Consider the following 24,011-nt stretch of genomic DNA (forward strand, 5'->3'; position numbering starts at 1 on the left):
GCTCGAATCCGAGCCCGTCCGGCGATCGGCGTATGAGGCCCGTCGGCGATCGATGCACACTGCCCGTCCGGTACATGGGGCCTGTACATGGGGCCTGCTGGTCAGGCCTTGTTGGACGGGCCGCCCACCTGGATGCCTGCCATCCGCGTCCACTCGTAGGGACCCGTTCGGACCTTCGCGGCGAACTCCCCGTCGAAGGACTCGTGCACCGTGATCCCGGCCTTCCGGGCGGCGCTCTCGGCGATCGCGTACGACGGGGCGACCAGATCGCCCCAGTCGCCGTCCTCGCCCACGAGAACGATGCGGGTGCCCATCTGCCCGATGTAGGAGAGCTGCCCCTCCGCGCCACCGTGTGCCTTGGAGAAGGCGCCGATCTGCTTGGCGAGCTTCGCCGCCCTGCGCTCCGCGCGGGCCGCCTGCTTGCCGCTCTCCACCTGGGTCTCTGCCGTCTCTGCCATATTCAGGATGCTACCGACGAGTAGATCAACGTGCGACGGGCGGGGTACGTGGCGTGGGCCACGCACCCCGCCCGTCGGCAGGAGTCGATGAGGCAGAACTGCCTCAGAAAGCGGGACTACCTCAGGAAGGGGTCGACCGCCACAGCGACGAAGAGCAGCGAGACATAGGTGATCGACCAGTGGAACAGCCGCATCTCCTTGAGCTTTGCGCCGGTCACCCCGGCCTTGGCCCGGTTGAGCAGGGCGTGCGCCTCCCAGAGCCAGAAGCCGCCGGTCAGCAGCGCCACCGCCGTGTAGAACCAGCCGGTGTAGCCGAGCGGAGTCAGCAGCAGCGAGACGGCGACCATCACCCAGCTGTAGACGACGATCTGGCGGGCCACCACCCGGTTGGAGGCGATGACCGGCAGCATCGGGACGCCGACCCGGGCGTAGTCGTCCTTCACCTTCATGGACAGCGGCCAGTAGTGCGGCGGCGTCCAGAAGAAAATCACGGCGAAGAGGATGGCCGCGGCCCAGGACATCGAGTTGGTGACAGCGGACCAGCCGATGAGGACCGGCATGCAGCCGGCGATGCCGCCCCAGACGATGTTCTGCGCGGTGCGGCGCTTCAGCAGCATCGTGTAGCCGACCACGTAGAACAGCAGCGCGCCGAGCGCGAGCGCGGCCGACAGCCAGTTGACGAGCAGCCCGAACCAGACCGTGGAGATCACCGCGAGGGCGAATCCGAAGGCCAGGCACTCACGCGGGCTCACCATGCCGGTGACCAGCGGACGCTGCGACGTACGGTCCATCAACGCGTCGATGTCGCGGTCGATGTACATGTTCAGTGCATTGGCACCGCCTGCGGAGAGATATCCGCCGATGGTGGTAGTGAGCACGAGCCACAGGTCGGGTACGCCTTGAGCAGCGAGGAACATCACCGGAACAGTGGTGATCAGCAACAGCTCGATGATCCGAGGCTTGGTCAGCGCCACGAATGCCTTGACACGGGCCCCGAACGGGCGATGGCCCCCTGGGCTGGGAGTCAAGGCGACCCCTGCGGGTCGGGACTCGACGGCCGTCACGCACACCCCTGACAGAGAAATCCCAGCAAGCTCCGGGCGTGAAGGCCCGGTAAAGACTTGCGCGAACCAGACCACTGTAGACGTTGGGGACAGGCCGCCCTTCGCGGGGGTGGGGTCGTGTTGAAGTGGCACGAGGACACGGCGTCCGGCTCGTCGGAGCGGCTTGGGAGCAAAAGTCACGCCCCGCAGTGGCGCACGAACAGAACACGAACAGAAGCGGCCCATAAGTAATAAGGACACGCCCACGCGAGGGCGCATAAGTAAGGGGAGGCGCTCATCGGAGGGCCCAGAAGTGAGCCGTCGCGCTCATACGGGAGGCGAACTCCGCGGACCGCCCGCACCCTGGAAAGCAGCCGGAAAATGCTTGTTCCGACGAGGGTAGGCTCGACAACGCCCGGTGCGGTCACAGTCACCGGTTTACAACAGTGGAGAGGAGCCCTGACTCAGGGTGAGCACCAAGCCGACCACCACAGACCTCCAGTGGACCGAATTGGACCAGCGGGCCGTGGACACTGTCCGCGTCCTTGCCGCCGACGCCGTGCAGAAGGTCGGAAACGGCCACCCGGGCACGGCGATGAGCCTCGCTCCCGCCGCGTACACCCTCTTCCAGAAGGTGATGCGGCACGACCCCGCCGACGCGGAGTGGACCGGTCGCGACCGGTTCGTGCTTTCTGCGGGTCACAGCAGCCTGACCCTCTACATCCAGCTCTACCTGGCCGGGTACGGCCTGGAGCTCGATGACCTCAAGGCTTTCCGTACCTGGGGCTCGAAGACCCCCGGTCACCCGGAGTACGGCCACACCACCGGCGTCGAGACGACCACGGGCCCGCTGGGCCAGGGCGTCGCCAACGCGGTGGGCATGGCGATGGCCGCCCGCTACGAACGCGGCCTGTTCGACCCGGAAGCGGCCCCCGGCACCTCCCCGTTCGACCACATGGTCTGGGTCGTCGCCGGCGACGGCTGCCTCCAGGAGGGCATCTCCGCGGAGGCTTCCTCGCTGGCCGGGCACCAGAAGCTCGGCAACCTGGTCCTGCTGTGGGACGACAACCACATCTCCATCGAGGGCGACACGGAGACCGCGGTCTCCGAGGACACCCTGAAGCGGTACGAGGCGTACGGCTGGCACGTCCAGCGCGTCGACCAGCTGCCCAGCGGCGACCTGGACCCGGCGGGTCTGTACAAGGCGCTGCAGGCCGCCAAGGCCGAGACCGGGCGCCCGTCGTTCATCGCGGCCCGCTCGATCATCGCCTGGCCCGCCCCGAACGCCCAGAACACCGAGGCCTCGCACGGCTCGGCGCTCGGCGACGAAGAGGTCGCCGCGACGAAGAAGGTCCTCGGCTTCGACCCGGAGAAGTCCTTCGAGGTCTCCGACGAGGTCATCTCCCACACCCGTGAGGCGCTGGACCGCGGGCGCGAGGCCAAGGCCGAGTGGGAGAAGGCGTTCGCCGCCTGGCGCACCGCCAACCCGGAGCGCGCCGACGAGTTCGACCGGATCTCCTCCGGCGAGCTTCCCACTGGCTGGGAGGACCAGCTCCCGGTCTTCGAGCCGGGCAAGAGCGTCGCCACCCGCGCCGCCTCCGGCAAGGTGCTCCAGCAGCTCGGCGAGGTCATCCCCGAGCTGTGGGGCGGCTCCGCCGACCTCGCGGGCTCGAACAACACCACGATCGACAAGACGTCGTCGTTCCTCCCGACGGGCAACCCGCTGCCCGGCGCGGACCCGTACGGCCGCACGATCCACTTCGGTATCCGCGAGCACGCCATGGCCGCGGCCATGAACGGCATCGCGCTGCACGGCCACACCCGCATCTACGGCGGCACCTTCCTGGTGTTCTCCGACTACATGCGCAACGCCGTGCGCCTGTCCGCGTTGATGCACCTGCCGGTGACGTACGTGTGGACGCACGACTCGATCGGTCTTGGCGAGGACGGCCCGACCCACCAGCCGGTGGAGCACCTGGCCTCGCTGCGTGCCATCCCGGGCCTGAACATCGTCCGCCCGGCCGACGCCAACGAGACCTCCATCGCCTGGCGCGAGATCCTGCGCCGCTACACCAAGGTCTTCGGCAAGGGAGCTCCGCACGGTCTGGCGCTGACCCGCCAGGGCGTGCCGACCTACGAGGCGAACGAGGACGCGGCCAAGGGCGGCTACGTGCTCTTCGAGGCCGAGGGCGGCGACGCCCAGGTCCTCCTGATCGGTACGGGCTCCGAGGTGCACCTCGCCGTCGAGGCGCGCGAGGAGCTGCAGGCCGCCGGCATCCCGACCCGTGTGGTCTCGATGCCGTCGGTCGAGTGGTTCGAGGAGCAGGACCAGGCTTACAAGGACAGTGTTCTGCCGCCGTCCGTGAAGGCCCGGGTCGCGGTCGAGGCCGGTATCGGTCTTACCTGGCACCGGTACGTCGGAGACGCCGGCCGGATCGTCTCGCTGGAGCACTTCGGTGCCTCGGCCGACGCCAAGGTCCTCTTCCGCGAGTTCGGCTTCACGGGCGAGCACGTCGCCGCCGCCGCGCGGGAATCTCTCGCCGCCGCCGCACGCTGACGCCGTTATACGACTAGTAGGAGATGCAATTCTCATGACAGACGCACTCAAGCGCCTCTCCGACGAGGGCGTGGCGATCTGGCTCGATGACCTGTCGCGCAAGCGGATCACCTCCGGCAACCTCGCCGAACTGATCGACCAGCAGCACGTCGTGGGCGTCACCACCAACCCGTCGATCTTCCAGAAGGCGATCTCCTCGGGCGACGGGTACGAGCAGCAGCTCACCGACCTCGCCACCCGCAAGGTCACCGTCGACGAGGCCATCCGCATGATCACGACGGCCGACGTGCGGGACGCGGCGGACATCCTGCGCCCGGTCTTCGACGCCACGGACGGCCAGGACGGCCGGGTCTCCATCGAGGTCGACCCCCGTCTGGCCCACCACACCGCGGCCACCGTCGCCGAGGCCAAGCAGCTGGCCTGGCTGGTGGACCGGCCCAACACGCTCATCAAGATCCCGGCGACGAAGGCCGGTCTCCCGGCGATCACCGAGGTCATCGGCAAGGGCATCAGCGTCAACGTCACGCTGATCTTCTCGCTGGAGCGCTACCGCGAGGTCATGGACGCCTACCTGGCGGGTCTGGAGAAGGCGAAGACCGCGGGCCTGGACCTGTCCAAGATCTACTCGGTGGCTTCGTTCTTCGTGTCCCGGGTGGACTCCGAGATCGACAAGCGCCTGGACACCGTCGGCACCGACGAGGCCAAGGCCCTCAAGGGCAAGGCGGCGCTCGCCAATGCCCGGCTCGCCTACCAGGCGTTCGAGGAGGTGTTCGGCTCCGCCGACGAATCGGCACAGCCGTCGGACCGCTGGGCCGCCCTGGACAAGGCGCAGGCCAACAAGCAGCGTCCGTTGTGGGCCTCGACCGGTGTCAAGGACCCCGCGTACAAGGACACCCTGTACGTCGACGACCTGGTCGCCCCGGGCACGGTGAACACCATGCCCGAGGCCACCCTGGACGCCACGGCGGACCACGGACAGATCACGGGCAACACCATCGCCGGCACCTACGAGCAGGCCCGCGCCGAGCTCGACGCCGTCGCGAAGCTCGGGATCTCCTACGACGACGTTGTCCAGCTCCTCGAGGACGAGGGCGTCGAGAAGTTCGAGGCGTCCTGGATCGACCTGCTCAACTCGACCGAGGCGGAGCTCAAGCGCCTCGCCCCTTCGGAGGGCTGACCACCTTGTCTGGTGTTCCCGGAGCCAACCCGCTTCGTGACCCCCAGGACCGACGGCTCCCGCGCATCGCGGGTCCGTCAGGCCTGGTCATCTTTGGGGTCACGGGCGATTTGTCCCGCAAAAAGCTGATGCCCGCCGTCTACGACCTGGCCAATCGCGGTCTGTTGCCGCCGGGCTTCTCCCTCATCGGTTTCGCGCGCCGCGAGTGGCAGGACGAGGACTTCGCAGAAGAGGTCCACGATGCCGTCAAGCAGCACGCCCGTACGCCGTTCCGTGAAGAGGTCTGGCAGCAGCTCATCCAGGGGATGCGCTTCGTCCAGGGCAACTTCGACGACGACGACGCCTTCGAAACGCTGAAGGCCACGATCCAGGAACTCGACAAGGCACAGGGCACGGGCGGCAACTTCGCCTTCTACCTGTCCGTGCCGCCGAAGTTCTTCCCCAAGGTCGTCCAGCAGCTCAAGAAGCACGGTCTTGCCGACCAGAAGGAGGGCTCCTGGCGGCGTGCCGTCATCGAGAAGCCCTTCGGCCACGACCTGAAGAGCGCTCAGGAGCTCAACCAGCTCGTGCACGATGTGTTCCCGCCCAACGAGGTCTTCCGGATCGACCACTACCTGGGCAAGGAGACGGTCCAGAACATCCTGGCGCTGCGGTTCGCCAACACGATGTTCGAGCCGATCTGGAACAGGTCGTACGTCGACCACGTCCAGATCACGATGGCCGAGGACATCGGCATCGGCGGCCGGGCCGGCTACTACGACGGCATCGGCGCCGCTCGTGACGTCATCCAGAACCACCTGCTCCAGCTGCTGGCGCTGACCGCGATGGAGGAGCCCGGCTCCTTCCACCCGAAGGCCCTGGTCGCCGAGAAGCTCAAGGTGCTCACGGCGGTGGAGCTGCCGGAGGACCTGGGCAAGCACACGGTGCGCGGCCAGTACGTGCACGCGTGGCAGGGCGGCGAGGAGGTCCCCGGCTACCTCGAAGAGGACGGGATCGACCCCAAGTCGACGACCGACACCTACGCCGCCATCAAGCTGACGATCAACAACCGCCGCTGGGCGGGCGTGCCGTTCTACCTCCGTACCGGAAAGCGGCTCGGTCGCCGGGTCACCGAGATCGCGGTCGTCTTCAAGCGCGCTCCGTATCTGCCCTTCGAGTCCGGCGCGACCAAGGAGCTGGGCGGCAACGCCCTGGTCATCCGGGTCCAGCCGGACGAGGGCGTCACCGTGCGGTTCGGCTCCAAGGTGCCCGGCACCTCGATGGAAGTCCGGGACGTCACGATGGACTTCGCCTACGGCGAGTCCTTCACGGAGTCCAGCCCGGAGGCGTACGAGCGGCTCATTCTCGATGTGCTGCTCGGCGACGCCAACCTCTTCCCGCGGCACCAGGAGGTCGAACTCTCCTGGAACATCCTCGACCCGATCGAGGCGTACTGGGACAAGCACGGCAAGCCCGCGCAGTACCCGGCGGGCACCTGGGGTCCCGCCGAGGCGGACGAGATGCTTGCACGAGACGGACGGAGCTGGCGCCGGCCATGAAGATCGATCTCACGGAGACCACTTCCAGCAAGATCAACCAGGCGCTGGTGTCGGCCCGCCGCGCCATCGGCACCCCGGCCATCGGCATGGTGCTGACCCTGGTGATCGTCACCGACGAGGAGAACGCGTACGACGCCCTCAAGTCGGCCGGCGACGCCTCGCGCGAACATCCCTCGCGGATCATCGCGGTGATCAAGCGGGTCAGCCGCTCGCCGCGCAGCCGCCGGGATGCCCGGCTCGACGCCGAGGTGCGGGTCGGCTCCGACGCGGGCACGGGCGAGACCGTCGTCCTTCGTCTCCACGGCGAGCTGGCCAACCACGCCCAGTCGGTGGTCCTGCCGCTGCTGCTGCCGGACGCCCCGGTCGTGGTCTGGTGGCCCGAGGGTGCACCCGACGACCCGGCGAAGGACCCGCTGGGCGCGCTCGCCCAGCGCCGGATCACGGACGCGTACTCGGCGGAGCACCCGGGCGACGAACTCGCGGTGCGCGGCCGGTCGTACACCCCGGGCGACACCGATCTGGCCTGGACCCGCATCACGCCCTGGCGCTCGATGCTGGCCGCCGCGCTCGACCAGCAGCACGTCGAGGTCGTCTCGGCGACGGTCGAGGGCGAGTCGGAGAACCCGAGCTGTGAACTGCTCGCCATGTGGCTTGCGGACCGGCTCAAGGTTCCGGTGGAGCGCACCCTGTCCGGCGGCCCCGGTCTGACGACCGTGCGGATGGAGACCAAGAACGGCGACATCGTCCTGGGCCGGCCGGACGGTTCGCTGGCCACGCTCTCGATGCAGGGCCAGCCGGATCGTGCGGTGGCGCTCAAGCGGCGGGAGACCGCCGAGTTGCTCGCCGAGGAGCTGCGGCGCCTGGACCCGGACAACACCTATGAGGCGACGGTGAAGTTCGGCGTGGAGAAGCTCGGCGGACCGGCGGAGCCGAAGTCGGCCGAGCCGAAGCCGGCCGAGCCCGCCCCTGCTGCCGCCCCTGCCGCCGCGAAGAAGACCGCGGCCAAGAAAGCGGCGACGAAGTGAGCCCCCCTCAACTTGTCGTGCACCGCGACAAGGAGCTGATGGCGCTGGCCGCCGCGGCCCGGCTGATCACGAAGATCGTGGACGCCCAGGCCGCGCGTGGTCACGCCTCGGTGGTGCTCACCGGCGGGCGCAACGGCAACGGCCTGCTGGCCGCACTCGCCGACGCGCCCGCCAGGGACGCGATCGACTGGTCGCGGCTCGACCTGTGGTGGGGCGACGAGCGGTTCCTGCCGGAGGGCGATCCGGAACGCAATGTCACGCAGGCCCGCGAGGCCCTGCTGGACTCGGTGCCGCTGACCCCGTCCCGGGTGCACGCGATGCCCGCTTCGGACGGCCCCTGTGGCAACGACGCCGACGCGGCAGCGGCCACGTACGCCGATGAACTGGCCGCGGCGGCCGGTCCGGAGGACCACGGTCCGGTGCCGACGTTCGATGTGCTGATGCTGGGCGTCGGCCCGGACACGCATGTCGCGTCGCTCTTCCCGGAACTGCCCGCGGTACGGGAGACCGAGCGCACCGTCGTCGGTGTGCACGGCGCTCCCAAGCCGCCGCCCATCCGCATCTCGCTCACGCTGCCCGCGATCCGGGCGGCGCGCGAGGTGTGGCTGCTCGCCGCGGGCGAGGACAAGGCGGAGGCCGCGGAGATCGCGCTCTCGGGCGCCGGAGAGATCCAGGCCCCGGCAGCCGGAGCGTACGGACGCAGCCGCACTCTGTGGCTGCTGGACGCGGCGGCGGCCTCGCGGCTGCCGCGCGCACTGTATCCGCCGGCCTCTCCCTGAGCGGTCGTCAGTACTGTTGCACGCAGGCCCGGTTCGCTCTTCGGAGCGGCCGGGCCTGCGGCGTGAAGGGCTCGGCCCATGGTGCGTATCAAAACCGTGGTGATGGGTGGGTGCGTCGGACGTACAGCGCACGGCGGCCTTCTGGAAGGCGGCGCTCGGCCATGTGGAGTGTGAGCCCTTGCAGGACTACCGGATGGTGCTGGTCCCGGCCGATGGACACGGCGTCGGGCTGTCCCTGGGGCGGAGCGGTACGCCGGTGCAGGAGGTCCCCCGGGTCCATTTCGACCTGTACGCCGAAGAGCAGGTCGCCGAGACGGATCGGCTGATCGCACTCAGCTCGGGTCGGCTGGGATCTGTACCCGGACGACCCGGATTTCGTGGTGCTCGCGGACACCGAGGGCAGCAGGTTCTGCGTCATCGACACGACGCACTGACCGTCGCGGTCATCGGGCCTGCGAGGTGCGCTCCAGGAAGGGCTCCAGCAAGCCGGGGACGGCCTCGGACGCGAAGTCGAGGCCCTCGCTCGCATCCGCGTCGTACGCCGTGTACGCGCCCGCTCCGGCGGCCGTCGTCGCGGTGAGGCTCAGCACCCCGGACCGCCGCTGGAAGTACGTCTGCTTGACCGTCCAGCCGATGACACCGGCCCGTTCCAGCGCGGCGGTCGAGCGCCGGACCGTGCCGGACCGGACCACCAGGTAGTCGCCGCTGATGGCGTGTCCCAGGCCGCGGTACGCGTCCCGGGCGAGGGACACCGCGACGGGCAGCCCCACGGCGGCGCAGGCGAGCGCGATCCAGAGCAGGACGGGTGTCAGCAGCACGCCCAAAAGGGCCAGGACGAATACGGGGGCGGTGACGGCCCAGAACGCCCGGCGCAGTCGGCGGCCGCCGGCCGCGAGGGGGTGCCCGGTCAGCGGCGCGCCGGTCGGGGACGTGGTCTCGCGCAGGACGTCGGCGGCGACCGTGTCGGCGACGGGCCGGGGCGCGGCGGGCAGCAGGGTGTTGTGGTCGCCGTGCTGCTCCTCGTCGCCCTTGGCCAGTCCGGTGGTGATCGCGTCGACCCGGGCGGCGCCGAACAGCCGGATGCCGAGAGGTTCGACGAGCTCGACGCCGCGCAGCCGCCGCTCCTCGATGGAGACGGACCGTGAGGTCAGCAGGCCGCGCCGGATGTGCAGGGTGCCGCCGGGTTCGCGCTCCAGCCGGTAGCTCCACCACATCTCGACCCACAGGCCGAGCGCGCCGAGGACACCGGCACCCACCGCGGCGACGGCGAGGATCACGATCACGGCGAGCAGTGAAGTGTCCCGGAACCGGTCACCGATCCAGTCGATCACCTGCCCCTGGGCCCCGAACCAGTCGCTGACCTGCATCACCGCGCCGGCCGCCGCACCGCCGAGCACGGGGGCGACGAACGAGACAGGTGCGTAGCGGATCCAGCGCGGGTCGAGGGCGACGAGCTCGCCCTCGCGATGGGTGCCCAGGGTGCCGGTGGCCGCGCGCTCCAGCAGTTCGCGGCGGAGTCGTTCGCCCTCGGGTCTGGGGACCGGGTCGAGTTCCAGAGTGGATTCGTTGCCGGAGTGCTCGCCGGTACCGATGCGGACGGTGACCAGGCCGAGGACCCGTTGCAGCAGGTGGGCGGTGAGGTCGACGCTGCGGATGCGTTCCCGGGCCAGTGAGCGCTTCTTGACCAGCAGCAGCCCGGTGTGGAGCTCGACCCGTTCGGCGCCGATGCGGTAGCGGGTGCGGCGCCACCGTACGTAGTCGCCGGCCGCGGCGCAGCCGATCAGCACAACCGAGCCGGCCAGCACCCAGGCGACCGCGTGCCCGAACCCGAGCCGCCCGGAGAGAGCGAGTGTGGTGGGCACGGCCGCACCGGCCACCACCCCGGCCGTGACGAGTGCGCTGACGAGGGCCGTACGCCGGTCCAGCCGCCGCCAGCCGGCCGTGGTGGCCGCCTTGGGGCCGGTGACGCCGCCCCGGCCCTCGGCGTCCGGGGAAACGGCCGCCTCGGAGCTCATGTGGCGTCCCCGGGGGTGTCCTGGGTGATCCGGGTCAGCCGCTCGGCCAGCTCGGCCGCCAGTTCGTGACCCAGTCCCTCGATCCGCACCGCGCCCTTGGACGATGCGGTGGTCACGGTGACCGTGGCGAGGCGGTAGAGCTGTTCGAGCGGGCCCCGCACGGTGTCCACGGTCTGGATCCGGGACATCGGGGCGATCCGCCACTCCTGCCTCAGGACGCCGGTTCTGACGTACACCGCTTCGTCGGTGACCTCCCAGCGATGGGTGCGGAACCACCAGAGGGGGAAGAGGGCGGCGCAGCCGGCGCCGAGGACCGCGAGGATCGCGGCGGGCAGCAGCAGCCAGAACCGGGCCGGCTCGATGAACGCGCCCAGCACTGCCAGCACGACCACCGGCACCGCGGTCAGCAGCAGCCACCGGGCCCGCCACCAGCCGACGGCCCCCGGGTCCAGTGTGTTGTTCGGAGGCCTCAGCCGCACCGTCCGCTCCCCCGTGGTCATCGGGTCAGCGCCCCCTGCGGGCGCGGTACGCCTGGACGAGCGCGGCTGTCGAGCTGTCCAGCTGCTCGCCCCCCTCCGCCGCGGCAGCGGCTGATGTCGACGTCCCGGTCAGCACCGGTTCGATCTTCTTGGCGAGGACCTTGCCGAGTTCGACGCCCCACTGGTCGAAGGAGTCGATGTTCCAGATGGCACCCTGGACGAAGACCTTGTGCTCGTACAGCGCGATCAGCTGGCCGAGGACGGACGGGGTCAGCCTGTCGGCCAGGATCGTCGTCGTCGGGTGGTTGCCCTGGAAGGTCTTGTGCGGCACCAGCTCCTCGGCGACGCCCTCGGCGCGGACCTCGTCCGGCGTCTTGCCGAAGGCCAGCGCCTGGGTCTGGGCGAAGAAGTTGGCCATCAGCAGATCGTGCTGGGCGACCAGCCCGGGCAGCAGGTCGGCGACCGGCTCGGCGAAGCCGATGAAGTCGGCCGGGATGACCTTGGTGCCCTGGTGGATCAGCTGGTAATAGGCGTGCTGCCCATTGGTGCCCGGGGTGCCCCAGACGACCGGTCCGGTCTGCCAGTCGACCGGAATGCCGTCCCGGTCCACGGACTTGCCGTTGGACTCCATGTCCAGCTGCTGCAAGTACGCGGTGAACTTGGACAGATAGTGGCTGTACGGCAGCACGGCATGCGACTGCGCGTCGAAGAACGCGCCGTACCAGACGCCCAACAGGCCCAGCAGCAGCGGGGCATTGTCCTCGGCGGGGGCGGTGCGGAAGTGCTCGTCGACGAGGTGGAAGCCGTCGAGCATCTCGCGGAACCGGTCCGGGCCGATGGCGACCATCAGTGAGAGCCCGATGGCGGAGTCGTACGAGTAGCGGCCGCCGACCCAGTCCCAGAACTCGAACATGTTGGCGGTGTCGATGCCGAAGTCCGCGACCTTCTCGGCGTTCGTGGACAGCGCCACGAAATGCTTGGCGACCGCGTCCTGATCGGCCCTCAGGCCGGTCAGCAGCCAGTTGCGGGCGGAGGTGGCGTTGGTGATGGTCTCGATCGTGGTGAAGGTCTTCGACGCGATGATGAAGAGCGTCTCGGCCGGGTCGAGATCGCGCACGGCCTCGTGGAGGTCGGCACCGTCGACGTTCGACACGAAGCGGACGGTGAGCGAACGGTCCGTGAAGGAGCGCAGTACCTCGTACGCCATGGCGGGGCCGAGGTCGGAGCCGCCGATGCCGATGTTGACGATGTTCTTGATGCGCTTACCGGTGTGACCGGTCCACTCCCCCGACCTGATGCGGTCGCAGAAGGCCGCCATCTTGTCGAGTACGGCGTGCACGGCGGGCACCACGTTCTCGCCGTCGACCTCGATCACCGCATCGCGCGGGGCACGCAGCGCGGTGTGCAGGACGGCGCGGTCCTCGGTGGTGTTGATCTTCTCGCCGCGGAACATCGCGTCCCGCAGCTCGGCCACGCCGGTGGCCCCGGCGAGCTCGCGCAGCAGCCGGAGCGTCTCGTCGGTGACCAGGTGCTTGGAGTAGTCGACATACAGATCGCCGACCCGGAGGGTGTATCCGGTGCCGCGGTCGGCATCGTCCGCGAAGAGCTGCCGCAGATGCGTCGTCCCGAGCTGCTCGCGGTGCTTGCCCAGAGCGGTCCACTCGGACGTCTGGTTGAGCCTGGTTCGGCTTGGTGTATTCATCCCGGATATCAGCCCACTTCGTCTTGTACCTGCAGATGCCCCGCTGCCCTTCCAACTTAATTGATCAGAGGGGTTGACGAGGCAACGGCGAGCTGCGGCACAGCAAAAGCAGTCCGGCCGGACACCCGATGAGGTGTCCGGCCGGTGGCACTAGATCTCACCCCGGAGTTTTGCCAGGGCCTCGGCGAGGATGGCCTCGCCGTCCGCATCGCTGCGCCGCTCACGTACGTACGCGAGGTGCGTCTTGTAAGGCTCGGTGCGCGGCGGGTCCGGCGGGCTGTCCCGGTCCTGGCCGGCCGGGAAACCACAGCGCGGGCAGTCCCAAGTCTCCGGTACCTGCGCGTCACTGGCGAAGCTCGGCTGCGTCTCGTGCCCGTTCGAGCACCAGAAGGAGATGCGGAGGCGCGGCGCGGACTCGCCCCGCTCGGCCTCCCCCATCGGCCCCGCTCCGACCCGGCTTCCCCGGATCGCGTTGCCACTTGCCACGGTCGTAACTCCCTGCGTGATGGTGCTCGAAGATGCCCCAGTCTACGTAAGGCCCAACGCGCGTCCAGTGAAAGGAGTTACACCCTCACCGGGAATCGCCTACGACGGGTCAGTTGTCCAGCTTGATCAGCAGACCAAGCACAACAATGCACGCGAACCAGGCCAGACCGATGAACACGGTGATCCGGTCGAGGTTCCGCTCGGCAACCGAGGAGCCGCCCACGGACGACTGCATGCCGCCACCGAACATGTCGGAGAGGCCGCCGCCCTTTCCCTTGTGCATCAGCACCAGCAGCATCAGCAGCAGGCTGAAGACGATCAGGGCGATCTCGAACGCCAAAATCACGGCTGGTCCCTACTTTCCGGAATTCTCTGGACTGCATGTGCGAACAGCGGGGGCCGGGAGGCTACACCCTCCCCGGCCCCCGCAAGGGTACGACGGATCCGCGCTACCGCATACTCACTGGTCGCGGAAGCGGACGATCTTGACGAACTCGTCGGCGTCCAGTGCGGCCCCGCCGATCAGCGCGCCGTCCACATCGGGCTTCGACATGATCTCGGCGACGTTCCCGGACTTCACCGAGCCGCCGTACTGGATACGGACCGTGTCCGCCAGGTCCTGCGAGTACAGCTCGGCGAGGCGGCTGCGGATCGCCCCACAGACCTCCTGGGCGTCGTCGGAGCCGCAGACCTTGCCGGTCCCGATCGCCCAGACCGGCTCGTACGCGATCACGATCGACTCGGCCAGCTCGGCGGGGAGATCCTTGAGACCACCGTCGACCTGCGCCAGCGTGTGCGCGACGTGGTTGCCCGCCTCACGGACATCCAGCTCCTCGCCGACGCAGAGGATCGGGGTCAGGCCGTGCTTGAAGGCGGCCTTCACCTTGGTGTTGCAGATCTCGTCGGTCTCGCCGTGGTACTGGCGGCGCTCGCTGTGGCCGACGGTGACATAGGTGCACTTCAGCTTGGCGAGCATCGGGCCGGAGATCTCACCGGTGTACGCGCCGGAGTCGTGCGCCGAGATGTCCTGGGCGCCGTACTTGATCTTCAGCTTGTCGCCGTCCACCAGGGTCTGCACGGAGCGCAGGTCGGTGAAGGGCGGCAGGACGGCGACCTCAACGGCGTCGTAGTCCTTGTCGGCCAGGGCGAAGGCGAGCTTCTGGACGTGTGCGATGGCCTCGAGGTGGTTGAGGTTCATCTTCCAGTTGCCCGCCATCAGCGGGGTACGGGTACTCATGAAAGGTCAGTCCTCCAGTGCGGCGAGGCCGGGAAGCGTCTTGCCCTCGAGGTATTCGAGGCTGGCGCCGCCACCGGTCGAGATGTGTCCGAATGCGTTCTCGTCGAAGCCCAGGATGCGGACGGCCGCGGCGGAATCGCCACCGCCGACAACACTGAAGCCCGAGGAGTCGACGAGGGCCTGGGCGACGGCCCGGGTGCCCTCGGCGTAATCAGGGTGCTCGAAGACGCCCATCGGGCCGTTCCAGAAAACGGTGACGGCGTCGGCGAGCTTCGAGGCGTACAGCTTGTTGGTCTCGGGGCCGTTGTCCAGGCCCATGAAACCGGCCGGGATGGCGTCCGCGGGCACGGTGCGGTGCTCGGTCGGTGCCTTGGTCCTGAGGTCCGGGAACTGCTCGGAGACCACGACGTCGACGGGGAGCACGAACTCCACGCCCTTCTTCTCGGCGCGCCTCAGATACTCCAGCACCGCCGGGATCTGGTCCTCCTGCAGGAGCGAGCTGCCGACCTCGTGGCCCTGGGCCTTGAGGAAGGTGTACGCCATGCCGCCGCCGATGAGGATGCGGTCGGCCCGCTCCAGCAGGTGGTCGATGACGCCGAGCTTGTCGGAGACCTTGGAGCCGCCGAGCACGACGGCGTACGGGCGCTCAACGTTCTCGGTGAGCTTCTTCAGGACCCCGACCTCGGTGGCGATCAGGTCGCCGGCGGCGTGCGGCAGCCGGGCCGGGAGGTCGAAGACCGAGGCGTGCTTGCGGTGTACGGCTCCGAAGCCGTCGCCCACGTACACATCGGCGAGCTCGGCGAGCTGGTCGGCGAACGCGCCGCGCTCGGCGTCGTCCTTCGACGTCTCACCGGAGTTGAAGCGGAGGTTCTCGATGACGGCGACCCGGCCGTCGGTGAGCGCGGCGACGGTGGCGCGGGCGGACTCGCCGACCGTGTCGGTCGCGAACGCCACGTCGGCGCCGATGAGCTCACCGAGACGGGCCGCGGCGGGCGCCAGGGAGAAGGCGGGGTCCGGGGCGCCCTTGGGGCGGCCCAGATGCGAGGCGACGATGACCCGCGCACCGGCCGCGGCGAGCTTCTCCACGGTCGGCTGGACGGCTCGGATACGGCCGTCGTCGGTGATGGTGGTGCCGCTCAGCGGCACGTTGAGGTCGGCGCGGACGAATACGCGCTTGCCGGTGACCCCTTCGGCGAGAAGTTCGTCGATCGTCTTCATCTTGCTGGACTCCTTGGGAGGGCGAGAGAGCATGCAACAAGGCTCGAACAGCGCGGCGTTGCGCTGTCCGAGCCCCGTGCTCACATCGAGGTGCCTGCCTATTCGACGGTCAGAGCTGGCTGCCGACGAAGACGGTCAGGTCGACGAGGCGGTTGGAGTAGCCCCACTCGTTGTCGTACCAGCCGATGACCTTGACCTGCGAGCCCTCTGCCATGGTCAGCAGGGAGTCGAAGGTGCAGGAGGCCGGGTCCGAGACGATGTCCGAGGACACGATCGGGTCCTCCGTGTAAAACAGCTTGCCCTTGAGCGGGCCTTCCTCGGCGGCCTTCTGGAAGGCGGCGTTGACCTCGTCGCGGGTGACCTCGCGCTCCAGCGTGATGACCAGGTCGGTGACCGAACCGGTCGGGACCGGAACACGCATGGCCATGCCGTCGAGCTTGCCCTTGAGCTGCGGGAGCACCAGCGCGGTGGCCTTGGCGGCACCGGTCGTGGTGGGGATGATGTTCTCCGCCGCGGCACGGGCGCGACGCAGGTCGGAGTGCGGGAAGTCCAGGATGCGCTGGTCGTTCGTGTACGCGTGGACCGTCGTCATGAGGCCCTTGACGATGCCGAAGTTCTCGTCCAGCACCTTGGCCATCGGCGCGACGCAGTTGGTGGTGCAGGAGGCGTTGGAGATTACGTGGTGGTTGGCCGCGTCGTACTTGTCCTCGTTGACACCCATCACGATCGTGATGTCCTCGTTCTTGGCCGGAGCCGAGATGAGGACCTTCTTGGCGCCGCCCGCAAGGTGCTTCTCGGCATCGGCCTTCTTGGTGAAGATGCCGGTCGACTCGATGACGATGTCGACGCCCAGCTCACCCCAGGGGATATCGGCCGGGTTGCGCTCGGAGAGGACCTTGATGGTGTGGCCGTCGACGGTGATGCTGTCGGCGGTGTGGCTCACGTCGGCCTTGAGACGACCCAGAATGGTGTCGTACTTCAGGAGGTGCGCCGTGGTCGCGGTGTCACCCAGGTCGTTGACAGCCAGGATCTCGATATCCGCACCCTGCTCCAGCAGCGCGCGGAAGTAGTTACGACCGATGCGGCCAAAGCCGTTGATGCCTACGCGGATCGTCACGAACCGATCTCCTCGTTAGGTACGCGGGGTTTCAACCCCGGCGAGTTGTATGAGATGTCCCCGACCGCCTCCGACCCTACCTCTCCGAGGCCCCCCGAGTGACATCGAGCGGGGCCGTAAGAGCCGCAAAGGCCCGTACTCCTTGGTAGGAGTACGGGCCTTTGGATGACCGGCCGTACATACGGCGTCGATTACGGAACGTCAATACCCTCGGGAATTCCGCGCGTTCTGTATTCGGCCGACTTCATGGCCGCCGCCGGTCAGCCCACCAGGCCGTCGGCGAGCTCCTCGCTGAGGGTGGATTCTGTGCTCGGGATGCCCAGGTCCTGGGCCCGCTTGTCGGCCATTGCCAGCAGTCGGCGGATCCGGCCGGCGACCGCGTCCTTGGTCAGCGGCGGGTCGGCGAGCGCGCCCAGCTCCTCCAGGGAGGCCTGCTTGTGCTCCATGCGCAGCCGCCCGGCCGCCGCGAGGTGCTCGGGCACCTCCTCACCGAGGATCTCCAGCGCGCGCCCCACCCGGGCGCCCGCGGCGACCGCGGCCCGCGCGGAACGACGCAAGTTGGCGTCGTCGAAGTTGGCGAGCCGGTTGGCGGTGGCGCGGACCTCCCGGCGCATCCGCCGCTCCTCCCAGGCCAGCACCGACTCATGGGCGCCGAGCCGGGTGAGCAGGGCACCGATCGCGTCGCCGTCGCGGACGACGACCCGGTCCACGCCGCGCACCTCGCGGGCCTTTGCCGCGATGGAGAGCCTGCGGGCCGCGCCGACCAGCGCGAGCGCCGCCTCCGGGCCCGGGCAGGTCACCTCCAGCGAGGAGGAGCGGCCCGGCTCGGTGAGCGAGCCATGAGCCAGGAAGGCCCCGCGCCAGGCGGCCTCGGCATCGCAGGTGGCCCCCGAGACCACCTGCGGGGGCAGGCCGCGGATGGGCCGGCCGCGACCGTCCACCAGGCCGGTCTGGCGGGCCAACTGATCGCCGCCCGCCACCACCCGTACGACATAGCGGGAGCTGCGCCGCAGCCCGCCGGGAGCCATCACGATCAGTTCCGAGCTGTGCCCGAAGATCTCGAGAATGTCCCGCTTCAGCCGACGCGCCGCCATTGCGGTGTCCAGCTCCGCCTCGATCACAATCCGGCCGCTCACCAGGTGCAGCCCACCCGCGAACCGAAGAATCGCCGAGACTTCTGCCTTCCTGCAGCACGTCCGGGTCACGGGAAGCCGAGAGATTTCGTCCTTCACCGCCGGCGTCATCGCCATGGGCCGATCCTTCCATGCATCCGAAAAATACGGTCGTACGCGGCGGCCAACAGCTCCGGATCATGGATCGGAACGCCGTCGGGTGAGGCCACCGGCGCCAGCTCGACCGCGGCGCCGAGCCGCTTGGCGGCGTCGGCGAGGGACTCGCGATCGGGCACGGCGGCTTCGTCGGCCAGCACCACGTCCATGGCGAGTTTAGGGGCGTGTCGTCCCAAAACCTCCAAATGACGCTGCGGAGAGAAGCCATCAGTTTCGCCGGGTTGCGGTGCGAGGTTGAGCGAGAGGACCTTGCGGGCTTTGGTCTCGATGAGCGCATCGAGCAGTTCCGGAACCAGCAGATGCGGGATCACGGAGGAGAACCAGGACCCCGGGCCGAGCACCACCCAGTCCGCGTCCAGGACGGCGGCGACGGCTTCGGGAACGGCCGGCGGGTCGTTCGGGACGACGTGGACGGACTGCACCTCGCCCGGGGTGAGTGCCACGGTGGCCTGGCCACGCACCGTGTCCACGTCGTCCGGGCGGGCCGGGTCGTGTCCCCGTACAAGCGCTTGGAGCTCCAGCGGCACGGCGGACATGGGCAGCACCCGACCGTGCGCCCCGAGGAGCTTGCCGACCAGATCCAGGGCCTGGACATGGTCGCCGAGCTGCTCCCACAGGGCGACGATCAGCAGATTGCCGACCGCGTGCTCGTGCAGATCGCCCTTGGACTGGAAGCGGTGCTGGATGACCCGGGCCCAGGTCTGACCCCAGTCGTCGTCACCGCACAGGGCGGCGAGCGCCTTGCGCAGGTCGCCGGGCGGCAGGACGCCGAGCTCCTCGCGGAGCCGGCCGCTGGAGCCGCCGTCGTCGGCGACCGTGACCACGGCCGTGAGATCGCCGGTGATCCGACGGAGCGCCGCGAGCGACGCGGACAGGCCCATGCCGCCGCCGAGGGCGACGACCTTGGGCTGTGCGCCGCGCTTGCGGCCGGAGAGCGCAGAGGTGGCTCTGCGCAGCCGCCGCAGGCGCAGATTACGACTGGTCACTCGCGCCCCATGTCCCGGTGGACGAGGACGGTCTCGATGCCTTCGGTCGCGAGCCTGGCCGCGAGCTTCTCGGACATGGCCACCGAGCGGTGCTTGCCGCCCGTGCAGCCGACGGCGATCGTCACATAGCGCTTGCCCTCGCGGCGGTACCCGGCGGCGATGAGCTGGAGCAGCTCCGTGTACTGGTTGAGGAATTCCTTGGCGCCGGGTTGGTCGAAGACGTAGGCGGAGACCTCTTCGTTGAGCCCGGTGAACGGGCGCAGCTCGGGGACCCAGTGAGGGTTGGGCAGGAAGCGGCAGTCGACCACCAGGTCGGCGTCGACCGGCAGGCCGTACTTGAAGCCGAACGACATCACCGTGGCGCGCAGCTCCGGCTCCTCGTCGCCGGCGAACTGGGCGTCCATCTTGGCGCGCAGTTCGTGCACATTGAGGCTGGAGGTGTCGATCACCAGGTCGGCGTCGCCGCGCAGTTCGCGCAGCAGGTCGCGCTCGGCGGCGATGCCGTCGACGATCCGGCCGTCACCCTGCAGCGGGTGGGGGCGTCGGACCGATTCGAAGCGGCGGACCAGCGCATCGTCGGAGGACTCCAGGAAGACGATGCGCCGGGTGACGTGCTTTGCCTCCAGGTCGGCGAGGGACTCGCGGAGGTTGTCGAAGAAGCGGCGGCCCCGCACGTCGACGACGACGGCGATCCGGGCCACGTTGCCCTGCGAGCGGGCGCCGAGCTCGACCATGGTGGGGATCAGGGCGGGCGGCAGGTTGTCGACGACGAACCAGCCGAGGTCCTCCAGACATTTGGCCGCGGTGCTGCGCCCGGCGCCCGACATCCCCGAGATGATCACCAGCTCGGGGATGGTCCCATTCCCGTCGCTCGTATCGGTCGTGGTGCCCGTACTCACGTGTCCTGCTCCGTCTGCTCGGTCAGTGCTGTCGTGCTCGACTTCATGTTCGTGTTCGTGCTCAGTCATGTCGTGCTGCCCCCGTCGTCATCTTCAATGATCTCTCCTGTGGCCGTGTTCACGGCGGGCGCGGCCGGGGCGGCCGAGGCCAGGGCGGCCGTCACGGATTCCGCCGTCCTGCGGCCTATCCCCGGAACCTCGCAGATCTCGTCGATTGTCGCCTGCTTCAGCTTCTTCACGGAGCCGAAATGCTTGATCAGCGCCTGTTTCCGGGTCTCTCCGAGGCCGACGACGGCATCCAGGGGGCTGGAACGGATGCGTTTGGCCCGCTTGGCCCGCTGATATGTGATCGCGAAGCGGTGGGCCTCGTCACGGACGCGCTGGAGGAGGTAGAGGCCCTCGCTGGCGCGAGGCAGGACGACGGGGTCGTCGTCATCGGGCAACCAGACCTCTTCGAGGCGCTTGGCGAGGCCACAGACGGCGATGTCGTCGATCCCGAGCTCGTCGAGGGCACGCTTGGCGGCGGCGACCTGCGGCTGGCCGCCGTCGACCACGACGAGCTGCGGCGGATAGGCGAACCGCTTGGGACGGCCGTCGTCCTCACGGGGCTCGGCGTCCGGATCGGGAGTGGTGTCCGGGACAGGGGTGGTGTCCGGGACGGGGGTGGTGTCCGGGACGGGGGTGGTTCCTGCGCCGGGGATGGTGTCCGGGACGGAGATGGTTCCTGCACCGGGAATGGTGTCCGGCCCGACGGCCGGGGCGGCCGGACCGGTCAGCGCCACCGGGGCGGTTTGCGGTGCCGGGACGGGTCCGGTCGGCGCGGGGGTCTCCTCCCACTCCCCCGTCCGCTCCTTCTCCTGGAGATACCGCTTGAAGCGGCGGCCGATCACCTCGTGCATCGACCGGACGTCGTCCTGGCCCTCGAAGCCCTTGATCTGGAAGCGGCGGTACTCGCTCTTGCGGGCCAGCCCGTCCTCGAAGACGACCATGGAAGCGACCACGTCGTCGCCCTGGAGATGGGAGATGTCGAAGCACTCGACGCGCAGCGGAGCCGTGTCGAGGCCGAGCGCCTCGGCGATCTCCTCCAGGGCGCGGGAGCGGGTCGTCAGATCGGAGGCGCGCTTGGTCTTGTGCAGTCCCAGAGCCTGCTGGGCGTTGCGCTGGACGGTCGCCATCAGGTCCTTCTTGTCGCCGCGCTGCGGGATGCGCAGGCTGACGTGGGAGCCCCTGCGGTCGGCGAGCCACTGGGAGACCGCGTCGGGGTCCTCAGGGAGGGCCGGGACGAGGACCTCCTTGGGGACGGAGTCGCCCGTCTCCTCGCCGTACAGCTGCTGCAGGGCGAGCTCGACCAGGCCCGAGGTGTCGACGTTCTCGACCTTGTCGGTGACCCAGCCGCGCTGGCCGCGTACCCGGCCGCCACGCACATGGAAGATCTGTACGGCGGCTTCGAGCTCGTCCTCGGCGACCGCGATCAGGTCGGCGTCGGTGGCGTCGGCGAGGACGACGGCGCTCTTCTCCATGGCCCGCTTGAGGGCCTCCACATCGTCGCGGAGCCGGGCCGCCCGCTCGTACTCCAACTCTTCGGCCGCCGCCATCATGTCCTTCTCCAGGCGGCGGATGTACGTACCGGTGCGGCCGGCCATGAAGTCGCAGAAGTCGCCCGCCAGTTCGCGGTGTTCCTCGGGGGTGACCCGGCCTACGCAGGGGGCCGAGCACTTGCCGATGTAGCCGAGAAGGCACGGGCGGCCGGTCCTCCCTGCGTTCTTGAAGACACCGGCGGAGCACGTACGTACGGGAAAGACCCGGAGCATCAGGTCGACCGTCTCGCGGATCGCCCAGGCGTGGCCGTACGGACCGAAGTAGCGCACGCCCTTCTTCTTGGCTCCGCGCATGACCTGGACGCGCGGGAATTCCTCGTTGAGCGTGACCGCGAGATACGGATAGCTCTTGTCGTCGCGGTACTTGACGTTGAACCGGGGGTCGTACTCCTTGATCCAGGAGTACTCCAGCTGGAGCGCCTCGACCTCCGTGGAAACGACGGTCCACTCCACCGAGGCGGCCGTGGTGACCATCGTGCGCGTACGCGGGTGGAGCGCGGCCAGATCCTGGAAGTAATTGGCCAGGCGCTGGCGCAGGTTCTTGGCCTTTCCGACGTAGATCACCCGGCGGTGTTCGTCGCGGAATTTGTAGACCCCCGGGGAGTCGGGGATCTGTCCCGGCTTGGGTCGGTAGCTGGAGGGGTCTGCCATGTGTCCCACCCTACTTGCGGGCAGTGACAGTGCAGATGGCTCGGCGGTGATGCCGCGCTTCGGGGCGCGGGTTGAGGGAGCGCGCCCCGGAGCACGGAGTCAGCGGGTGCCGTTGCCGGTCACGGGGTTTTCCGGTGGCGGCGGTTACGCAGTGCCGTGATGCCGCCGAGGGCGAGGGCGCCCGCGTACCGCGTCTCGTCGTCGCCGGTGCCTGAAGGCGGGGATTCCCTCCGAAGAACAGGGATGGAGGCGTCCGGCGCGGTGGAGAGGTTGCTCACCACGCTGGGGTCACCGATGGACGGCGGGCCGCACACGGTGGGGCGTCCCAGCGGATACGGATCGGACCCGGCCGGGAGCTGCGGCAACGGGAGCCGCAGCATGTGGTGCGTGCGCACCGGGACGGCATCGACCTATCTCGCCGTCTGTCGGGGCGATCCGGGCTGCGATCCGGCGCGGGTGGAGGTGGCGGCCCGGGAGAACTGCCGGACGGGGCGGGTCCGCTGGGACCGGGAGACGGGAGTGCTCGTCGCGGAGCTGCTCTTCGGCACCCGGCTGAGGGCGGGTAACACGTACTTCTTCGGCTACGGCTTCGACGTCGCCACGGGAGCGCCGTGCGGTGAGTACGTGCGCGGCTCCAGCTTCGGCGGCAGGCAGTACGTGCTGCGGGTGGGCTTCGACGAGGCCGCGCTGCCAGTACGGTGCCGGAGCTTCGACCAGGCCTCGGCAGGCGCGTCGCGCGGCGCTCGTACGGAACTCACGCTCACCGGCCGGCACCGGACCGTTCACCTGGTGGAGCAGGGGTGCGGCCCGGCCCGGTCGGCATCGACCGGGACTGGGAGTGAGTCCGCCCCCGGCAGGGCGTCAGGCGTCGGGGCCCGCGACGAGCTTTCCGCCCTCGATCCTGACCGGGACCGAGGGCAGCGGCGCGGTCGCCGGGCCGCGCATCGCCTTGCCGGTCGTGGTATCGAAGTGGCTGCCGTGGCAGGGGCAGTTCCCCACGTTGTCCTCGACCTTGTCCAGCAGGCAGCCCGCGTGGGTGCACTGGGCGCTGAACGCCTTGTACTGCCCCTTGGCCGGGCACGTGACGATGACCCGCTGGTCGCGGTAGAGCTTGGATCCGCCGACCGGAACCTCTTCCGCTGCGCCGAGCTCGACGGGGGCGGTCGGCGTCGGGGAGTCGGCGTGGCCGAGCTTCGATTCGGTCGAGCAGGCGGCCGCTCCCAGCCCGGCGGCGCCGGCGAGAACGGCACCCTTCAGCACGGTACGGCGGGCGGCGGGCTGGCCGGGCATGCGGTCTCCACTGGTCAGAGGGGGCGGGCTGCATAGGGTTGCCGGGGGCGGCTGAGGCACTGGGACACCAGGGTGCCCGAGGGCATCAGAGCCATCGGTGACAGAACCGACGATACCGACGGGGATCGAAGGGTCGGTGGCCGGGCCACCCAAGTCCGATTGCCCCTGGTCAGGGGGTTAGGAACGGTTGGACAGCACCGCTCGGGGGGGTACGGGCAGGGGCGCGCGGGGGCATACGGACGCGGCGGCGTACGGGCAGGGGGGCGCGGGGGCATACGGGCACGCGGCGGCGTACGGGCGGACCGGGGCGCCCCGAACGTGCAGCCGTGGGGCGCGAGAGTGGGGGCGCGCAGGCCTCACCGAGCCCCGGTGGTGGCTTGCGCAGCCGCACCGGGGCCTGCGGCGCGGTGCGCGCCGTACCGACTGAAGCGGCGGCCCCGATTTCCGGGGCCGCCACTCGGGCGCGG

Annotated in this window: 20 protein-coding genes and 2 pseudogenes; 7 read left to right on the forward strand and 15 right to left on the reverse strand. The window is 69.4% G+C overall.

Features of this window, described 5'->3' with window-relative positions; translation table 11 throughout:
• Positions 1 to 101: 101 nt before the first annotated feature.
• On the reverse strand, positions 102 to 458 hold the full coding sequence (locus ABTZ94_RS23375) for a hypothetical protein (protein WP_351203019.1): 357 nt from the start codon (positions 456 to 458) through the stop codon (positions 102 to 104).
• Positions 459 to 574: 116 nt separating this feature from the next.
• Entirely contained in the window at positions 575 to 1,528 is a 954-nt protein-coding gene (locus tag ABTZ94_RS23380) for a heme o synthase (RefSeq protein ID WP_351203021.1), read from the reverse strand.
• Positions 1,529 to 1,970: 442 nt separating this feature from the next.
• On the opposite strand from ABTZ94_RS23380, the gene tkt reads away from it, so the two are divergent.
• The 6 genes and pseudogenes from tkt (at position 1,971) to ABTZ94_RS23410 (ending at position 9,011) form a co-directional block, all read left to right on the forward strand.
• A complete protein-coding gene (gene tkt / locus ABTZ94_RS23385; protein ID WP_351203023.1) occupies positions 1,971 to 4,058 on the forward strand; it encodes a transketolase in 2,088 nt (695 codons plus the stop codon).
• A 34-nt stretch (positions 4,059 to 4,092) separates the two neighbouring features.
• Complete coding sequence (gene tal / locus ABTZ94_RS23390; RefSeq protein ID WP_351203025.1) at positions 4,093 to 5,235, forward strand: transaldolase; 1,143 nt, start codon at positions 4,093 to 4,095, stop codon at positions 5,233 to 5,235.
• A 5-nt stretch (positions 5,236 to 5,240) separates the two neighbouring features.
• The gene (zwf, locus tag ABTZ94_RS23395; RefSeq protein WP_351203027.1) at positions 5,241 to 6,773 is read left to right on the forward strand and encodes a glucose-6-phosphate dehydrogenase; all 1,533 of its coding nucleotides are present in this window, start codon (positions 5,241 to 5,243) and stop codon (positions 6,771 to 6,773) included.
• Positions 6,770 to 7,798: a glucose-6-phosphate dehydrogenase assembly protein OpcA gene (opcA, locus tag ABTZ94_RS23400; protein WP_351203029.1), complete on the forward strand. Its 1,029-nt coding sequence runs from the start codon at positions 6,770 to 6,772 to the stop codon at positions 7,796 to 7,798. The genes zwf and opcA overlap by 4 nt, the downstream gene beginning before the upstream one ends.
• A complete protein-coding gene (gene pgl / locus ABTZ94_RS23405; protein WP_351203031.1) occupies positions 7,795 to 8,577 on the forward strand; it encodes a 6-phosphogluconolactonase in 783 nt (260 codons plus the stop codon). The genes opcA and pgl overlap by 4 nt, the downstream gene beginning before the upstream one ends.
• A 106-nt stretch (positions 8,578 to 8,683) precedes the next feature.
• Positions 8,684 to 9,011 (forward strand): annotated as a pseudogene (locus ABTZ94_RS23410) (VOC family protein).
• A 9-nt stretch (positions 9,012 to 9,020) separates the two neighbouring features.
• On the opposite strand, the gene ABTZ94_RS23415 reads toward ABTZ94_RS23410, so the two are convergent.
• The 12 genes from ABTZ94_RS23415 to uvrC form a co-directional block, all read right to left on the reverse strand.
• Positions 9,021 to 10,592, reverse strand: coding sequence for a PH domain-containing protein (locus ABTZ94_RS23415; protein ID WP_351203033.1), 1,572 nt, complete (start codon positions 10,590 to 10,592; stop codon positions 9,021 to 9,023).
• Positions 10,589 to 11,092, reverse strand: coding sequence for a PH domain-containing protein (locus ABTZ94_RS23420; RefSeq protein ID WP_351203035.1), 504 nt, complete (start codon positions 11,090 to 11,092; stop codon positions 10,589 to 10,591). Before ABTZ94_RS23420 ends, ABTZ94_RS23415 begins: the two co-directional genes overlap by 4 nt.
• 4 nt (positions 11,093 to 11,096) lie before the next feature.
• Positions 11,097 to 12,773 carry a glucose-6-phosphate isomerase gene (gene pgi, locus ABTZ94_RS23425; protein WP_351203036.1) on the reverse strand — a complete coding sequence of 559 codons (1,677 nt, stop codon included), beginning with the start codon at positions 12,771 to 12,773 and terminating at the stop codon, positions 11,097 to 11,099.
• A gap of 150 nt (positions 12,774 to 12,923) precedes the next feature.
• Positions 12,924 to 13,259, reverse strand: coding sequence for an RNA polymerase-binding protein RbpA (locus ABTZ94_RS23430; RefSeq protein WP_072483070.1), 336 nt, complete (start codon positions 13,257 to 13,259; stop codon positions 12,924 to 12,926).
• Between the two features lie 109 nt (positions 13,260 to 13,368).
• Positions 13,369 to 13,605, reverse strand: a complete 237-nt coding sequence (secG, locus tag ABTZ94_RS23435) for a preprotein translocase subunit SecG (protein WP_114243929.1) — start codon at positions 13,603 to 13,605, stop codon at positions 13,369 to 13,371.
• Positions 13,606 to 13,719: 114 nt separating this feature from the next.
• Positions 13,720 to 14,496 carry a triose-phosphate isomerase gene (gene tpiA / locus ABTZ94_RS23440; protein ID WP_351203038.1) on the reverse strand — a complete coding sequence of 259 codons (777 nt, stop codon included), beginning with the start codon at positions 14,494 to 14,496 and terminating at the stop codon, positions 13,720 to 13,722.
• Positions 14,497 to 14,502: 6 nt separating this feature from the next.
• Positions 14,503 to 15,714 carry a phosphoglycerate kinase gene (locus ABTZ94_RS23445; protein ID WP_351203052.1) on the reverse strand — a complete coding sequence of 404 codons (1,212 nt, stop codon included), beginning with the start codon at positions 15,712 to 15,714 and terminating at the stop codon, positions 14,503 to 14,505.
• Between the two features lie 109 nt (positions 15,715 to 15,823).
• Positions 15,824 to 16,831, reverse strand: coding sequence for a type I glyceraldehyde-3-phosphate dehydrogenase (gene gap / locus ABTZ94_RS23450; protein ID WP_351203040.1), 1,008 nt, complete (start codon positions 16,829 to 16,831; stop codon positions 15,824 to 15,826).
• A gap of 260 nt (positions 16,832 to 17,091) precedes the next feature.
• Positions 17,092 to 18,081 carry a DNA-binding protein WhiA gene (gene whiA, locus ABTZ94_RS23455; protein WP_351203042.1) on the reverse strand — a complete coding sequence of 330 codons (990 nt, stop codon included), beginning with the start codon at positions 18,079 to 18,081 and terminating at the stop codon, positions 17,092 to 17,094.
• Positions 18,072 to 19,106 carry a gluconeogenesis factor YvcK family protein gene (locus tag ABTZ94_RS23460; protein WP_351203044.1) on the reverse strand — a complete coding sequence of 345 codons (1,035 nt, stop codon included), beginning with the start codon at positions 19,104 to 19,106 and terminating at the stop codon, positions 18,072 to 18,074. Before ABTZ94_RS23460 ends, whiA begins: the two co-directional genes overlap by 10 nt.
• Positions 19,103 to 20,074: an RNase adapter RapZ gene (gene rapZ, locus ABTZ94_RS23465; RefSeq protein WP_351203046.1), complete on the reverse strand. Its 972-nt coding sequence runs from the start codon at positions 20,072 to 20,074 to the stop codon at positions 19,103 to 19,105. The genes ABTZ94_RS23460 and rapZ overlap by 4 nt, the downstream gene beginning before the upstream one ends.
• Complete coding sequence (uvrC, locus tag ABTZ94_RS23470; RefSeq protein ID WP_351203048.1) at positions 20,071 to 22,254, reverse strand: excinuclease ABC subunit UvrC; 2,184 nt, start codon at positions 22,252 to 22,254, stop codon at positions 20,071 to 20,073. The genes rapZ and uvrC overlap by 4 nt, the downstream gene beginning before the upstream one ends.
• Positions 22,255 to 22,488: 234 nt before the next feature.
• Here uvrC and ABTZ94_RS23475 point away from each other — a divergent pair.
• Positions 22,489 to 23,096, forward strand: a pseudogene (locus ABTZ94_RS23475) (hypothetical protein); the annotation flags it as partial.
• A gap of 19 nt (positions 23,097 to 23,115) precedes the next feature.
• On the opposite strand, the gene ABTZ94_RS23480 reads toward ABTZ94_RS23475, so the two are convergent.
• Positions 23,116 to 23,544, reverse strand: coding sequence for a Rieske (2Fe-2S) protein (locus ABTZ94_RS23480; protein WP_351203050.1), 429 nt, complete (start codon positions 23,542 to 23,544; stop codon positions 23,116 to 23,118).
• Between the last annotated feature and the right edge of the window lie 467 nt (positions 23,545 to 24,011).

This window comes from Streptomyces sp. NPDC002785 (genome assembly GCF_040295565.1).
Lineage (GTDB): Bacteria > Actinomycetota > Actinomycetes > Streptomycetales > Streptomycetaceae > Streptomyces.

What these genes read in the sequence shown, in the direction of transcription:
- whiA (WP_351203042.1), bottom strand. Translation starts at nt 18,081, where the DNA reads ATGGCGATGACGCCGGCGGTGAAGGACGAAATCTCTCGGCTTCCCGTG.
- ABTZ94_RS23480 (WP_351203050.1), bottom strand. Translation starts at nt 23,544, where the DNA reads ATGCCCGGCCAGCCCGCCGCCCGCCGTACCGTGCTGAAGGGTGCCGTT.
- uvrC (WP_351203048.1), bottom strand. Translation starts at nt 22,254, where the DNA reads ATGGCAGACCCCTCCAGCTACCGACCCAAGCCGGGACAGATCCCCGAC.
- tpiA (WP_351203038.1), bottom strand. Translation starts at nt 14,496, where the DNA reads ATGAGTACCCGTACCCCGCTGATGGCGGGCAACTGGAAGATGAACCTC.
- opcA (WP_351203029.1), top strand. Translation starts at nt 6,770, where the DNA reads ATGAAGATCGATCTCACGGAGACCACTTCCAGCAAGATCAACCAGGCG.
- ABTZ94_RS23415 (WP_351203033.1), bottom strand. Translation starts at nt 10,592, where the DNA reads ATGAGCTCCGAGGCGGCCGTTTCCCCGGACGCCGAGGGCCGGGGCGGC.
- pgi (WP_351203036.1), bottom strand. Translation starts at nt 12,773, where the DNA reads ATGAATACACCAAGCCGAACCAGGCTCAACCAGACGTCCGAGTGGACC.
- tal (WP_351203025.1), top strand. Translation starts at nt 4,093, where the DNA reads ATGACAGACGCACTCAAGCGCCTCTCCGACGAGGGCGTGGCGATCTGG.
- ABTZ94_RS23445 (WP_351203052.1), bottom strand. Translation starts at nt 15,714, where the DNA reads ATGAAGACGATCGACGAACTTCTCGCCGAAGGGGTCACCGGCAAGCGC.
- rapZ (WP_351203046.1), bottom strand. Translation starts at nt 20,074, where the DNA reads ATGACTGAGCACGAACACGAACATGAAGTCGAGCACGACAGCACTGAC.
- ABTZ94_RS23375 (WP_351203019.1), bottom strand. Translation starts at nt 458, where the DNA reads ATGGCAGAGACGGCAGAGACCCAGGTGGAGAGCGGCAAGCAGGCGGCC.
- ABTZ94_RS23420 (WP_351203035.1), bottom strand. Translation starts at nt 11,092, where the DNA reads ATGACCACGGGGGAGCGGACGGTGCGGCTGAGGCCTCCGAACAACACA.